Origin of the sequence: Pseudonocardia sp. ICBG1034 (genome assembly GCF_020131375.1) — a bacterium.
Classification (GTDB): Bacteria; Actinomycetota; Actinomycetes; order Mycobacteriales; family Pseudonocardiaceae; genus Pseudonocardia; species Pseudonocardia alni.
On record NZ_JAHLEK010000002.1, the window covers coordinates 1 to 14,615 of the forward strand.

Here is a 14,615-nt window from a genome sequence, read left to right on the forward strand (position 1 = left end):
GGTCTGCGGGGTGACCGCGACCAGGCGCGAGGCCACGACCGCGTGCAGCGGCGGGTCGTCGTCGACGCCTGCCCCGCCACCGCCCCGGGGGGGACGGACCGGAGGTCCCGCTGCGCCCCTTCGGCCCGGACCCCTGCACCGGCCCACCGACCACCTTCAGTCGATAACGACATCCGCTACTGTTAAGGCGTGTCCCCTCCGTCGTTCGGCGTCATGCTGTTCACCCACCGCTTCCCCGGGCAGAGCGCGACCGAGGTGTTCGCGCTGGCCGCGGACGTCGCGCAGGCGGCCGAGGCGCACGGGTTCGCGTCGGTGTGGACCACCGAGCACCACTTCCTGACCGGTTACGGCGTCAACCCCTCCGCGACGACGCTGGCCGCGTTCCTGCTCGGCCGCACCCGGCGGGTGCGGGTCGGCACGGCGGTGACGATCCTGCCGACGCACCCGCCGGTGCACGTCGCGGAGCAGGCGGCGCTGCTCGACCAGCTCTCCGGCGGCCGGTTCGACCTCGGCGTCGGCCGGGCCGGGCCGGTGGTGGACCACGAGGTCCTCGGCACCGGCATCGAGCGGTGGCGCACCGGGCTGCCCGAGGCGCTCGGCCTGGTCCTCGACTCCTTCACCGGGCGGGTGTCCGCCGACTCCGAGCACTACCGGTTCCGCGAGGTCGCACCCGGCCCGGAGCCGTACACGCGTCCGCACCCGCCGGTGCACGTGGCCGCGACCTCGGCCACCGGGGTGGAGCTGGCCGCCCGGCACGGCCTGCCGATGCTGTTCTTCTTCTCCCAGACCGCCGACGAGCAGGCACGGCTGGTCGCCGACTACGAGCAGCTCACCGCGGCGCGGCCGGTGCACGGCACCGCGGCCCTGGCCCATGTCACCGACTCGGTCGCCGAGGCCGAACGGGTCGTCCACGAGCGGCTGGCGCCGGTGTTCGCCTCCGGCTACGCCGAGTACGTGATGGTCGAGGAGTACCGCGGCCAGCGGCCCACCCCCGACGAGCTGGCCGCGGGCATCCTCGCCCGGCAGCCGATCGGGCCGCCCGAGCTCTGTGTCCGCCGGCTCGTCGACCTGGTCCGGGGGAGCGGGGCCGGCCGGGTGCTGCTGCACGTCGAGTCCTCCGGCGAGCGCGACGCGGTGCTCGCCAACGTCGAACGCCTCGCGACCGAGGTCCTGCCCGCCGTCCGCACGGAACTGGAGAACGCGTGAACGACACCTACGACGTGGTGGTCGTCGGCGGTGGGCCCGCGGGCCTGTCGGCGACCCTCGTGCTCGGCCGCCAGCGGCGTCGCGTCCTGCTCGTCGACGCCGGCGAGCCGCGCAACGCCCCGGCCGCCGAGATGCACATGTACCTCGGCCGCGACGGCGGGGACCCGGCGCAGCTGCTCGCCGACGGCCGCGCGGAGGTCGACGCCTACCCGACGGTGACCCGCCGGGCGGGCCGGGTCACCGGCGTGCGCGGCGCCCTCGACGACTTCGCCCTCGACCTCGACGACGGCACCGTCGTGCGGGCGCGCCGGCTGCTGCTGGCCGGCGGCCAGGTCGACGAGCCGCTCGACGTGCCCGGGCTGGCGCAGCGGTGGGGCGGCTCGGTGTTCCACTGCCCGTTCTGCCACGGCTACGAGACCAGCGGCATGGCGCTCGTGGTGATCGGCAACGGCCTGGCCGGGATGCTCGCCGCCTACGTGCGGGACCGGTTCAGCGACGACGTCGTCCTCGCCACCCACGGCCCCGCCGAGCTGCCCGGCTGGGTCGCGGCGAACCTGGAGGCGGGCGGCGTGCGGGTCGTGGAGTCCCCGATCACGGCGATCGACGGCGACCTGGGCGCACTCGAGCTGCGCTTCGCCGACGGCACCACCCTCGCCCGCGACGGCATCTACCACCGTGCCCCGACCCGCCCCGGCACCGCGCTGGCCGGGAGCCTCGGCGCGACCGTGCTCGACGACGGCACGATCGCCGTCGACGAGTGCGGCCGGACCTCGGTCCCGGGGGTCTCCGCCGCCGGCGACGCGGCCCGTCAGCCCGGGCTGCCCGACGGCGTGACACTGGTGAGCGTGGGCGCCGGGAGCGGCGTCGCCGCGGCGGTGTGGCTGGAGCAGGAGCTGTTCCGGACCGGTCTGCCGGTCGCCCCCGGCCAGGGGTGAGCCCGGCGGGCGCCCCGGACGCGGTCCGGGGCGCCCGGGTCAGTACCGCAGCTCGTCCACCGAGGGGTCGGCGGCCAGCCGGGCGGCCGTCGTCACCGGGTCGAGCACCTCGGCGGCCCGGCCGACCCCGTGCGGGACCCGGCCCGCCAGTACGTCGGTGACGGCGAGCGCGGTGAACGCGCCGGTCAGGGCGAGCGAGTCGGTGGACCGCAGCAGCGTGCGGCGGGCCCCGTCGGCGTAGCGCGCCGACGCGAGCAGGGTGATGGCGACGCCGTGCGCGGCCACGTCGGCGTCGGCCGCGGCGATGACGGCGTCGACGTGCGCCAGCGGGTCGCCCGACGCCCAGGCGGACGCGAGGGTGTCCGGCAGCCCCGGCCCCGGGAACACCGAGTAGGCCCGCAGCTGCGCCGCACCGGTGTCCGCGGCCAGGCGCTGCGCCTCGGCGGTGAGCAGCGGCACGGCGTGCACCGGACCGTCGAAGCCCGGCAGCGACACCGCGGGCTGCACCGCCAGCGCGGCCTCGACGGGGCCGCCGTCGCGCCACAGCGCCCGGGGCAGCCCGTAGCGGGGCGGGACCGACAGCAGCACGTCCGCCGCCGCGGCCGGGGTCAGCCGGTCGGCGCCACCGGCGTAGAGGTCCAGCCGCCGGGCCCCCGGCGGGAGCAGGCGCGGCAGGAGCCCCGACAGCCCGGGTACCACCCCCGTGCCCAGGACGACGCAGCGGTCGCCGGTCGGGAACGGGTCCAGGTCGCCGGCCGGATCGACGAGGTGGGCCCCCGCGGCGAGCGCCGCGGCCAGCACGGCCGGGGTGAGCCGCAGCGACGGTCCCGCGCACTGCACGACGACGGCGGCGCCGGCGCAGAACCCGGCCAGGGCGTCGGCGTCGCCCGCGTCGACCCCCACGGCCTCGGCCCCGAGCGCGGCCGCCGGTGCGGCGAGCGCGCCCGCGTCGCGGGCCCCGAGCCGCAGCCGCACCCGGCCCGTCGCGGCCAGCCGCCCGGCCGCGGCCCGCCCGGTCGCCCCCGACGCGCCCAGCACGGCGACCAGCGGACGGGCGGCTCCGGCCATCAGGACGCCCGTCCGGCCGCCGCGACCCCGGCGACCGTCGGGTCGGCGAGGAAGGCCCGTACCGGCACCGGGTGGTCCAGCTCGGCGGCGAGGCGGGCCAGCACCCGGATCGCGAGCAGCGAGTCGCCGCCCGCGGTGAAGAAGTGCACGGTGCGGTCCAGCACGGGGACCTCCAGGAAGTCCTCGAACACCTCGGCCACCGTCTGCTCCGCGCCGTCCGCGGGCGGTCCGGGGGCGTGCGTGCGACCGGTCCCGGGCAGCGCGCCGATGCGCAGCCCCTCCCCGGGGGCCGGGTCGAGGGCCTCGGGCAGCTCCGGCACGGCGTCCCAGCCGGGTCCGTCGGCCAGCGCCGTCGCGAGCTCGACCAGCTCGGCGAACGCGGCCGTCACCTCGTCGTCGACGAACAGCTCCGCGACCAGGGAGAACACCAGGACGAGCTGCTCGTCGATCTCGAAGCAGCGGGTCTCCAGCGCCACCTGCGGTGTGCGCAGGTGGTGGGTGTAGTCCCCGGCGCGCACCCGGCCCAGGGGGCCGGCCTCGCTCGGTAGCGGGCTGCCCATCGCGGCGTCCATCCCGATCGTGGACTGGAACACCACCGGTGCCACCGGGCGGTGGGTGCCGCGCCGGCGCCCGACCTCCCGGGCCACCTCGACGCCCGGGACGAGCATGTGCGCGGCGTGCTCGGCGAAGGTCCCCTGCACGGACCGGGCCAGCTCGGCGAACGGCACCCCGGCCTCCGGGACCACCGGCAGCAGCATGGTGGTGGCGAAGCCGCCGATCATGCGGTGCACGTCGGGGTGCAGCGGCAGGCGTCCGGTCTGCAGCGAGTTGAGCAGCATCCGCCGGTGCCCCGACCAGCGGGCCAGCACGACGGAGAACGCCGTGAGCAGCGCCGTCGCCGGGGTGACCCGCTGGTCGCGGCAGGCCGTGCGCAGCGCCGCCCAGCGGGCCGGGTCGAGCCGGAACTCGCGGTGCTGCATGACCGTGGGCCTCACCTCCTGCGGGTCGACGACCAGTGGCAGGGCGGGCGGGGCGGGCAGCGCGTCGATCCGCTCCCACCACCAGTCGCGGTCGGCGGTCCGGCCGCGCGTGCCGCGCAGCGCCCCGACCGCCTCGACGTAGTCGCCGGGGTCGATCTCCAGGGGGTCGAGCACCGCGTTCCAGTCCTGGGCGAGTGCCAGCAGCTCCCGGGTGAGCACGCCGGCCGACCAGCCGTCGAAGAGCAGCAGGCTGAACGCGCCGTGCAGCAGGCCGGCGTCGCCGGGCAGCAGCGTCAGCCGGATGTCCAGGCCGGGGCCGGACATCGGGTCGGGCCCGGTGACGTTCATCAGGTCCCGCAGCGCGGCGAGCCGGGCGTCGATCTCCTCCGGTGCGGCGTCGCGCAGGTCCAGCACGGTCGGGGCCGGCAGCGCCCCCGGCGCCCCGGTGGGCAGCACGTACTGGCGGCCGTCGGCGTCGACCCGGGCGCGCAGGCCGGGCTGACGCCGGGCCAGCCGCTCCAGGGCGTCGGTGAGGGCCTCCGCCGCCTCGTCGCCGTCGATGCCGTCGAGCGGGTAGTCGACGTAGTAGTGCGCCGAGGCGTAGGACAGCTCCCAGCCGTCCTGCTGCCCGACGAAGTAGCCCTGCTGCAGCGGCAGCAGGGCGAACGGGGCGTGCGGGTCGGCGCGACGGCGGGTGATCGCGGGGAGTGACCCGGTCGACGGATCGCTCACCCGATCGGCGACCAGTGCGGCGATCTCGCCGACGGTGGTGTCGACCCGGACCTCGGCCAGGCCGAGCGCGACGCCGAGGCGCTGCCGGATCAGCGCCGACATGCGCACCGCCAGCACCGAGTCACCGCCCAGGACGAGGAAGCCCACGTCGTCGGGGATCTCGGCGGGGGGCAGGTCGAGCAGTTCGGACCAGACGGTCGTGATCTCGGCGGTGTGGTCGGCGGTCGGTGGGGCGGTCATGCGCGAGACGTTAGACGATATTGACAATCAGACTCAATAAGGTCAGAGTCGCTCCGGCGCCGAGTTCGTCACCCACCCGTGTGACGCGTGCGCCACCGCCCCGAACTCCCGCACCCCGAAGGGACAACCGCATGACGGTCCGGCTCGACGACGTCCTCGCCTGCCTCGCGGAGGTGCTCGACCGGCCGGACCAGCTCCCACCGGACGTGCCGCTGACCGAGCTCGGCCTCGACTCCTTCACCGCCGTGCGGCTGCGCCGGCGGCTGCGCGAGGAGACCGGGCTCAGCCTGCCGCTGCCGGACTTCCTCGGCGGCGCGACCGCACGCACGGTGGCCGGGACGGCCGCCGGGGAGCCCGCTCCCGCGGCGGACCCGCCGACCGCAGGCACCGCCGCACCGGCGTCGCCGCCGGACGGCACCCCGTTCCCGCTGACCGCCGTGCAGAGCGCCTACCTGGTCGGCCGGGACCCGGCGTTCCCGCTCGGCGGGGTCGCGACGTTCTGGTACCAGGAGTTCGACCGGGTTCCCGACGGCGACCCGCTCGCCGACCTCGACCGCCTCGCGACCGCCTGGGACGTCCTCGTGCGCCGGCACCCGATGCTGCGGATGGTCGTCGGCGACGACGGCCGCCAGCGCGTGCTCCCCGAGGTCCCCGCGACGCGGATCGCCACGGCCGACCTGCGCACCGACCCCGACCCCGACGTGCGGCTGGGCGCGCTGCGCGAGGAGTGCTCGCACCAGGTGCGCGAGCCGGGGACGTGGCCGCTGCACGACCTGCGGGCCGCGCTGCTCCCGGACGGGCGCACCCGCCTGCACATCGGTATCGACGTGCTCGCGCTCGACCTCACGAGCTGGATGGTGCTGATGCGGGAGTGGGGCGAGGTCGTCGCCGACCCGGACGTCGCGCTGCCGCCGCTGCCGACGACCTTCGCGGCCCTCACCGCGCGGACGACCACCGACCCCGCCGAGCGGGCGCGCCGCGACCGCGACCGCGCCTACTGGGCGGACCGCGCACCGCTGCCGGCCGGACCCGCCCTGCCGTGGACGGGGCTGCCGTGGACCGACCCGCCCGGCGACCCGGCACCCCGCATGACCCGGCACACCGCCGTCCTCGACGCCGACGCGTGGAGCCGGCTGCGCGCCGCCGCGGCCCGGCACGGGCTCAGCCCGACCGGCGCGCTGCTCGCCGCGTTCGCGTTCGTGCTCCACCGCTTCGGCGCCGAGGAGCCCTTCGCCCTCAACACCACCCTGTTCGACCGCGACGACGTCGCCGCCGGTGACGACACACCGGGACTGGACCGGGTGGTCGGCGACTTCACCAGCACCGTGCTGGTCGCCGTCGAGCCGCCGGACCTGCGCACCTGGGACGGCTTCGCCGGGTTCGCCGAGCGCGTCAACCGGCGGTTCTGGGCCGACCTGGAGCACCGCTCGGTGCCCGGGGTCGAGGTCACCGCGGGCACCGCCGGGCCGCGCGACCCGCGCACCGGGCTGCCCGCCCCCGCACACCCGGTGGTGTTCACCAGCGGACTGGGGCTCACCGGGGACGGCCCGGCGGCCACGGACTGGCTGGGGGAGGAGGTCTTCGGGATCTCCCAGACCCCGCAGGTGCTGCTCGACCACATCGTCCACGACGCGGGCGGCGTGCTCCGGGTGCACTGGGACCTGCGGGCGGACACCCTGCCCGCCGGGTTCGTGCCCGGACTGCGCGACGCCCACCACACGCTGCTGCGCCGGCTCGCCGACGAGCCCGCCGCCTGGACCGACCCCACCCTGGGACACGACCCGTCGACGGCCGCGGCCGGGCCGGTCGGCCCGAACCCGTTCACCGCGTACGGCCCGCTCCTCGACGACCCCTGGCGCGCCGCCGTCCGGCCGGGCCGACCCGCGCTGCTCGACGCCCGCGGCTGCGTCGCCGCCGACGTGCTCGCCGCCCGCGCGGACCGCACCGGCGCCGCGCTCGCCGGTGTCGGAGCCGGGCCGGGCGAGCTGGTCGCGGTCTGCGTGGAGAAGGGGATCGCGCAGGTCACCGCCCTGCTCGGGGTCCTCGCGAGCGGCGCGGGCTACGTCCCGGTCGAACCGTCGTGGCCCGCCGCACGGATCGCCTCGGTCTGCGCCCGCTCCGGCCTGCGGCACGCGCTCGTCGCGCCGGGGGACACCACCGCCTGGCCCGACGGGGTGCGCACCCACGTCCTCGACGCCGACGGGGTCCTCGACGGCGACGCCGCGACCCCGCGCCGCCCCGACCCGGGAGACCTCGCCTACGCGATCTTCACCTCCGGGTCGACCGGCACCCCGAAGGGCGTCGGGATCGCCCACCGCGCCGCCCGCACCACCCTCGACGACCTCGAGGCCCGCTATCCGCTGCGTGCGGACGACCGGGTGCTCGCGCTGTCGGCGTACAGCTTCGACCTGTCGGTCTACGACGTGTTCTCGGTGCTCGGCGCCGGCGGCGGGGTCGTGCTGCCCGACGCCGACCGGCAGCGCGACCCCGGCCACTGGCTGGACCTCATGGCGGCCCACCGCGTGACCGTGTGGAACACCGCGCCCGCGCTGCTGGAGATGCTCGTCGAGTACGCCGAGATCGAGCCCGACGCGACGCGGCGTGCGCTGGCCTCGCTGCGCCAGGTCTTCCTGTCCGCCGACTGGATCCCGGTGACCCTGCCCGACCGGTTGCGCGCGCTCGCCCCGCAGGCACGGGTGATCGGTCTCGGCGGCGCCACCGAGGCGTCGATCTGGTCGATCTCCTACCCGGTCGACGCGGTCGACCCGGCCTGGCCGAGCATCCCCTACGGCCGCGCACTGGGCGGCCAGAGCTTCCACGTCCTCGACCCCGACGACGGCAGGCCCTGCCCGGTGGGCCGGCCCGGGGAGCTGTTCATCGGCGGCGACGGGCTCGCCGAGGGCTATGTCGGCGACCCCGACCAGTCTGCGGCCCGCTTCGCCGTGCACCCGACCACCGGCACCCGCGTCTACCGGACCGGTGACCTCGGACGGTGGCGCCCGGACGGCACCATCGAGTTCCTCGGCCGTACCGACCGGCAGGTCAAGATCCGCGGCCACCGGATCGAGCTGGGGGAGCTGGAGGCGACCCTGGACCGGCTGCCCGCTGTCCGCCACGCCGTCGCCCAGGCGGTCCGCGGCCCGGACGACCGGCCCCGGCTGGTCGCGTTCGTGGTGCCCGCGGACCCGGCGACCCCGCCCGGCGACGGCGAGCTGGCCGCCGCGCTGCGCGCGGCGCTGCCGCCGTACATGGTGCCCAACCGCTTCGTCGTGCTGACGGAGCTGCCGATCACCGCCAACGGGAAGGTCGATCACGGGGCCCTGCCGAACCCGTTCGCCGCCCGGTCCACACCGTCCTCCGCAGTGCCCCCGACCGCGGCTCCGGTCGTGTCCCCGGCAGCGGCCTCCGAGACCGCCACCCCCGCCGACCCGGCACCGGTCCCCGCCCCCACGGTCCCGTCGACCGGCGCGGCCCCGGCCGCCACGGCGGGGCAGGAGCACGTGGCCCCCGGATGGCCCGCGGTCCCGCCGCAGGGCATCGAGCTGCGGCTCACCGTCGGCTGCGGCGGCATCGGACCCGTCGACGCGCTCGCCGTCGCCGCGCCGTGGGTGCAGCGGCTGCGCGCCGAGCTCCGCACCCACGGCGCGACGGTCGCCGAACGGACACCCGCCGACGGGCTCGTCGAGCTCGTGGTGACGGCCCCGTCCACCGCGCCGCCCCCGTCCACCGCCCCGGTTCCGACCCCGGCGGCCGCGGCCGCGCCCCCCGCGCCGGTTTCCTCGCCCGCGGCCACGAGAGCCCCGGACCCGCTCGTCGAACGGACCGTCGCGCGGGTGTTCAGCGACCTGCTCAACGGACCGGTCGAGGTGGGCACCCCGTTCTTCCAGCTCGGGGCGTCCTCGCTGACCCTGGTCCTGGCCCACCGGAGGCTGGTCGAGCTGGACCCGCAGCTCACGGTGGTCGACCTGTTCGCCCATCCCACCGTCCGCGACCTGGCCCGGCACCTCACCGCGACCGCGACGGAGCCGACCGGGGCGGGCGCACCCCCACCGGTGCCGGACCCGCCGGCCCCGCAGCCCGGCGACGGCCGCGCCGCCGGCCGCCGCGCCGCCCGCGCCCGCGCCGCGGCGGTGGCCGGATGAGCGACACGCACGAGCCCGTCGCCGTCGTCGGCATGGCGTGCCGGTTCCCCGGGGCCGACGACCTCGACGCCTTCTGGCAGCTGCTCGTCGACGGCCGCGAGGGCCTCACCCGGGTCGACCCGGGCGGCGTCCCGCGCGCCCTGCGCGAGCGCCCCGGCTACGTCCCCGTCGCCGGGATCCTCACCGACCAGGACCGCTTCGACCCGGCCCCGTTCGGGCTGACCGGGGCCGAGGCCGACCTGCTCGACCCCCAGCAGCGCCTGTTCCTCCAGACCGCCTGGCACGCCCTGGACCACGCCGGGCACGGCGGCGTCCGGGACGCCGGAGCGGTCGGGGTGTTCGCCGGGTCCATGCAGTCGAGCTACCTGGCCTCCAACCTCGCCGACCGGTGGGACCCCACCGGCGCGGGCCCGGACCCGCTCGGGAGCCTCGCCACCGCCATGGCGACCCAGCCGGACTACCTGCCGTTGCAGACGGCCTTCCGGCTGGGACTGTCCGGGCCGGCCGTGGCGGTGTCGACGAGCTGCTCGACCTCGCTGGTCGCGGTGCACCTGGCCGTGCAGTCGCTGCTGAGCGGGGAGTCCGACACCGCGCTCGCCGGCGGGGTGTCGCTGATCGTGCCGCAGGGCCGCGGCTACGTGCACGTGCCCGGCGGGATCTTCTCCGCCGACGGGCACGTGCGGCCCTTCGCCGCCGCGGGCAGCGGGATCGTCTACACCCAGGGCGTCGGCGTCGTGGCGCTGCGCAGGCTGTCCGACGCGCTCGCCTCCGGCGACGTGGTCCACGCCGTCGTGCACGGCACCGCGGTCAACAACGACGGCGCCGACAAGGCCGGGTTCACCGCGCCGTCGGTACGCGGCCAGGCCCGCGTCGTCGCCGAGGCGCTCGCCGTCGCCGGGCTCGGTCCCGCCGACATCGGCCTGGTCGAGGCGCACGGCACCGCGACACCGCTCGGCGACCCGGTCGAGGTCACCGCGCTGCGCCGGGTACTCGGCGACACCGGTGAGCCGTGCGCGCTCGGCTCGGTGAAGGGCAACATCGGTCACACCAACTCCGCGGCGGGCGTCGCGTCGCTGATCAAGGCCGTGCTGGCGGTGGCGCACCGGAGGGTCCCCGCCACGCTGCACGCGGAACCGGCGAACCCGGCGCTGCACCTGGACGGGAGCCGGTTCCGGCTCCCCGCGGTCTGCGCGCCGTGGACCGGACCCGTGCACGCCGGTGTCAGCTCGTTCGGCATCGGCGGCACCAACGCCCACGTCGTCCTCGGCCCGGCCCCGCAGCGGGCCCCGGCCGCCGACGACCCCCGGCCGCAGCTGCTGTGCGTGTCCGCCGCGACCGCCGAGGCCGCGCGGGCGACCGCCGCGCGGGTGGCCGCCGCCCTGACCCCGGGCCCGTCCGGGGTGCGTCCCGCCGACGCCGCGCACACCCTCGCCCGCGGGCGGGTCGCGCTGCCCCACCGGGTCGTCGGCGTCGGGCTCGCCGCGCTGGCCGCGGCCGCACCGGTCCACGCCGGCACCCCCCGCCTGGTGTTCGCCTTCCCCGGCGCCGGCAGCCCCCGGCCGGGGATGGCGGCCGGGCTGCACCGCGACGAACCGGTCTTCGCCGCCGCGTTCGACGAGGCCGCCGCCCTGCTCGCCCCGCACCTGGGTGCCGACGTCACCGACGCGCTGGACCCCGGCGGGCCCGCCGACCGGATCGCCGACCCCGCGTTCGGGCTGCCCGCGCTGTTCGCGGTCTCGGTCGGCGCGGCCGCGCTGCTGCGGAGCTGGGGCGCCCACCCGGACGCGCTGGTCGGGCACAGCCTCGGCGAGTGCGTCGCCGCCACCGTGGGCGGCGCGCTCGCGCTGGCCGACGCCGCCCGGCTCGTCGCGGCCCGCTGCCTCGCCGCGTCCCGCGCCGCGGGCGGCGGAGCGATGCTCGCCGTCGGCCTGTCCGAGGACGCGCTCGTGGCCCGGCTGCCCCGCGCGCTGGACCTCGCCGTGGTCAACGGCCCGTCGGCGTGCGTGGTGTCCGGCCCCGCCGCGGACGTGGCCGCGTTCGCCGCCGCCCTCGCCGCCGACGGCGTCGCCCACGCCCCGCTCGCCGTGTCCGCCGCCATGCACTCCCGGGCGATGGACGCCGAGCAGGCCGGGCTGGAGGCCGCGCTCGCCGGACTGGCCGGCACCGCGCCGCGCATCCCGGTCGCGAGCACCGTCACCGGCCGGATCGCGGGCGCCGAGCTGGGCACCGCACGGCACTGGGCCGAGCAGCTGCGCCGCCCGGTGCGGTTCGCCGACGCCCTGGCGGCCGCCGTCGGGGAGGGGCCCGCCGTCGTCGTCGAGGTGGGGCCGGGCACCGCACTGTCCCGGCTCGCCACCGGCGCGGAGGGGGTCGTCGCGACCGTGCCGCTCCTCGACGCCGGGCCGGACGCCATCGGGCCGGACGAGACCGCCGCGGCCCGCGCCGCGCTGGGACGGCTGTGGGCACACGGCGTCCCGGTCGACCCGGGCGCCCCGGCCGGGTCCGGACGCCGCCGCGTCGTGCTGCCCGGCTACGCCTTCACCCGGTCCCGGCACTGGATCGACCCGCCCGAGCAGGCCACCGGCACCGCGCCCGACGAACCGCTGCAGCTCCTCACCTGGGAGCCGGTCGCCCCGGTGACCGGCCGGCCGGACGGGGGATGGACCGTGCTCGGCGACGGCCCGCTCGCCGACACCCTGCGGCAGCGGCTCACCCCCGGACCGGACGTCATCGTCGTCGGCCCGGACCCGGGCGCCGACCCCGCGACGGTCGTGGCCGGGTTCGGGGCCCACGCCGCCGACCTCCCCGACGACGACGCGCCGCGGCTGCTGCTGGTGACCCGCCGCGGCGCCCGGATCGCCGCCGACGGCCCGGCCGACCCCGCCGCGGCCGCACTGCGTGCGCTGCCGCGGGTGCTCGGACAGGAACGGCCCGGCCTGGCCTGGGCCACCACCGACCTCGGCGCCGACACCGGCTCCGGTGCCGGGCCGGGTCCCGCAACCGACCGGGAGGCCGGGCTCGTCCTGGCCGAGGCCGCCGCCCTGGCCGCCGGTGGCGCCGGTGCGGTGACCGCCTGGCGCGGCGGCACCCGCTGGCGGCTCGCCCTGCGCGGCTGGGACGCCGAGCCGGACCCCGCGGCCGCCCCCGCACAGGGGACGGCGGTCGTCATCGGCGGCGCGGGCGCGGTCGGTCAGGTCGTCGCCCGCCGCCTCGCCGCGGCCGGGCACCGCGTGGTCGTCACCTCCCGCACCGGGCGGGACGGCACCCGCGCCGTCGACGCCACCGACCCCGCCGCGACGACGGCCCTGCTCACCGAGCTGGCCGGCGACGGGCCGCTGTCGGTCGTCGTCCACGCCGCCGGGGTGCTCGCCGGTGCCGAGCTGGACCCGCTCCGCGAGCTCGACGCCGGACGGGTCCGTGCCCACCTCGACGCCAAGCTCGGCGGGGCACTGGCCCTGCACCGGGCGGTCACGGCGCTGCCCGCCGACCGGCGCCCGTCCCGCGTGCTGCTGATGTCCTCGGTCGCGACGCTGCTCGGCGGCGTCGGCACCGGGGCATACGCCGCCGCCAACGCCGCGCTGGCCGCCGTCGCCGGGCCGGGATGGCAGGCCGTGCACTGGGACGGCTGGAGTGTCGGGACGGGCGCGACCGCATCGGCCGCGCTCGACGCCACCACCGGCGGCGACGCGCTCGACCGGGTGCTCGCCCTGCCCGCCGTCGACGAGCTGGCGGTCACCGCCTCGCCCCTGGCGCGCCGGATCGCCGCGTCCGGTCGGCCCCGGGCCGCGGCCGCACCCACGGGGCCCGCCCTCGACGGGGTCGAGGGGGAGGTCGCGGCGCTGTGGAGCGAGCTGTTCGGCACCCCGGTCACCGACCCGCAGGACGACTTCTTCGCCCTCGGCGGGCACTCGCTGCTCGCGACGCGGATGCTCGCGGCCCTGCACGACCGCCACGGCGTCGCGCTCGCCCTGCGCGACCTGCTCGCCGCCCCCACCGTCGCCGGGCTGGCCGCTCTGCTGACCGGGGGAGCGGCCGCCCCCACGGCCCCGGAGCCGGTCGCGGCGGGGCAGGACGGCGTCGCCGCCGACGGGACGTTCCCGATGACCCGGGTCCAGCACGCCTACCTGGTCGGCCGCGACGGCGGCTACGACGACGGCGGCGTGCCCTGCTACTTCTACCTGGAGTACGACGCGGACGGGCTCGACGTGCCCCGGCTGGAGGCCGCCTGGAACGTCGTCGTCGCCCGGCACCCCATGCTGCGCGTGGTCGCCACCGCCGACGGCCGCTTCCGCGTCCTCGACGACGTCCCGCACTACCGGATCCGGGTGCACGACCTCACCGGCGCCGACCCGGAGCGGCGGGGGTCGCGGCTCGCGTCGCTGCGCGAGCGGATCTCGACCCGGCCCGGCCCGCCGGACCGCTGGCCCCTGGTGACGATCCAGGCGGCCCTGCTCCCCGCGGGCCGGGTACGGGTCCTGATCGGCGTCGACGTACTGGTGTGCGACGCCGCGTCCTGGTGGATCGTCTCCGACGAGTGGCGGGCCGCCTACGCCGACGCCGCAGCCCCGCAGGCGCCGCGGTCGCTGCCCCCGCCGCCGCGTGTCCACCCGGCGGCCTGCACCGCCGCGCTGGCCGCGCGCGCCGCCGGACCGGAGGGCCGTGCCGCCGCGGACTGGTGGCGCGGACGGCCGGTCCCCGGCCCGCCCGCGCTCCCGGTCCGGACGCCGGTGTCGACGGACGGACGGCCGCCGCGGTTCCGCCGCCGGGTCCACCGGATCGCCCCGGCCGACCATGCGGCGCTGCGCGCGCAGGCCGCCCGCCACCGCGTCACACCGACCGCGGTGCTGCTCACCGCGTTCACCGACGTGCTCGCCGAGTGGGCGGGTGCGGGCGGGTTCGGCGTGCTCCTCACGCTCTTCGACCGCCCGCCGGGCACCGCGGGCGTCGTCGGGGACTTCACCTCACTGGTCCTGCACGGCACGCCGGAGACCCCGCACCCGGTGTTCGCCGAGCGCGCCGCCGCCACCCAGGCCCGGCTGTTCGACGAGCTCGACCACCGCGCGGCCTCCGCGCTCGACGTGCTGGCCGAACGCTCCGCCCGCACCGGCGCGGTGCACCGGGTGCCCGTGGTCTTCACCAGCGCGCTCGGCCTCGACGACGGCCGGTCCCTGGAGTGGATCGGCGAGCAGGTGGCCGCGCTGTCCTCCACCCCGCAGGTGTGGCTGGACCACCAGGTCGTCGAGGTCGCGGGCGGCTGCTGCGGCTGCAGTGGGACGGCCCCGAGGGCGTCCTGCCCGACGACGAGCTGGACG

Annotated in this window: 6 protein-coding genes; 4 read left to right on the forward strand and 2 right to left on the reverse strand. The window is 78.1% G+C overall.

What is annotated here, in order from left to right; all coding sequences use genetic code 11:
- The first annotated feature begins 189 nt into the window (after nucleotides 1-189).
- Together KPF22_RS00065 and KPF22_RS00070 are read left to right on the forward strand one after the other, a co-directional pair.
- Nucleotides 190-1,206 carry an LLM class flavin-dependent oxidoreductase gene (locus KPF22_RS00065; RefSeq protein WP_208824924.1) on the forward strand — a complete coding sequence of 339 codons (1,017 nt, stop codon included), beginning with the start codon at nucleotides 190-192 and terminating at the stop codon, nucleotides 1,204-1,206.
- Nucleotides 1,203-2,141 (forward strand): NAD(P)/FAD-dependent oxidoreductase, encoded by a 939-nt coding sequence (locus KPF22_RS00070; protein ID WP_224400888.1) that lies wholly within the window; start codon nucleotides 1,203-1,205, stop codon nucleotides 2,139-2,141. Before KPF22_RS00065 ends, KPF22_RS00070 begins: the two co-directional genes overlap by 4 nt.
- Nucleotides 2,142-2,180: 39 nt before the next feature.
- Here KPF22_RS00070 and KPF22_RS00075 read toward each other — a convergent pair whose 3' ends face one another.
- Nucleotides 2,181-3,209, reverse strand: a complete 1,029-nt coding sequence (locus KPF22_RS00075; RefSeq protein ID WP_224400889.1) for a saccharopine dehydrogenase NADP-binding domain-containing protein — start codon at nucleotides 3,207-3,209, stop codon at nucleotides 2,181-2,183.
- Nucleotides 3,209-5,161, reverse strand: a complete 1,953-nt coding sequence (locus KPF22_RS00080; RefSeq protein WP_224400890.1) for a phosphopantetheine-binding protein — start codon at nucleotides 5,159-5,161, stop codon at nucleotides 3,209-3,211. The genes KPF22_RS00075 and KPF22_RS00080 overlap by 1 nt, the downstream gene beginning before the upstream one ends.
- 131 nt (nucleotides 5,162-5,292) lie before the next feature.
- Here KPF22_RS00080 and KPF22_RS00085 point away from each other — a divergent pair, with 131 nt between their 5' ends.
- Nucleotides 5,293-9,303, forward strand: coding sequence for an amino acid adenylation domain-containing protein (locus tag KPF22_RS00085; RefSeq protein ID WP_305080306.1), 4,011 nt, complete (start codon nucleotides 5,293-5,295; stop codon nucleotides 9,301-9,303).
- The coding region (locus KPF22_RS00090; RefSeq protein WP_224400891.1) for a type I polyketide synthase at nucleotides 9,300-14,615 on the forward strand (5,316 nt) is incomplete at its 3' end. The genes KPF22_RS00085 and KPF22_RS00090, both read left to right, overlap by 4 nt.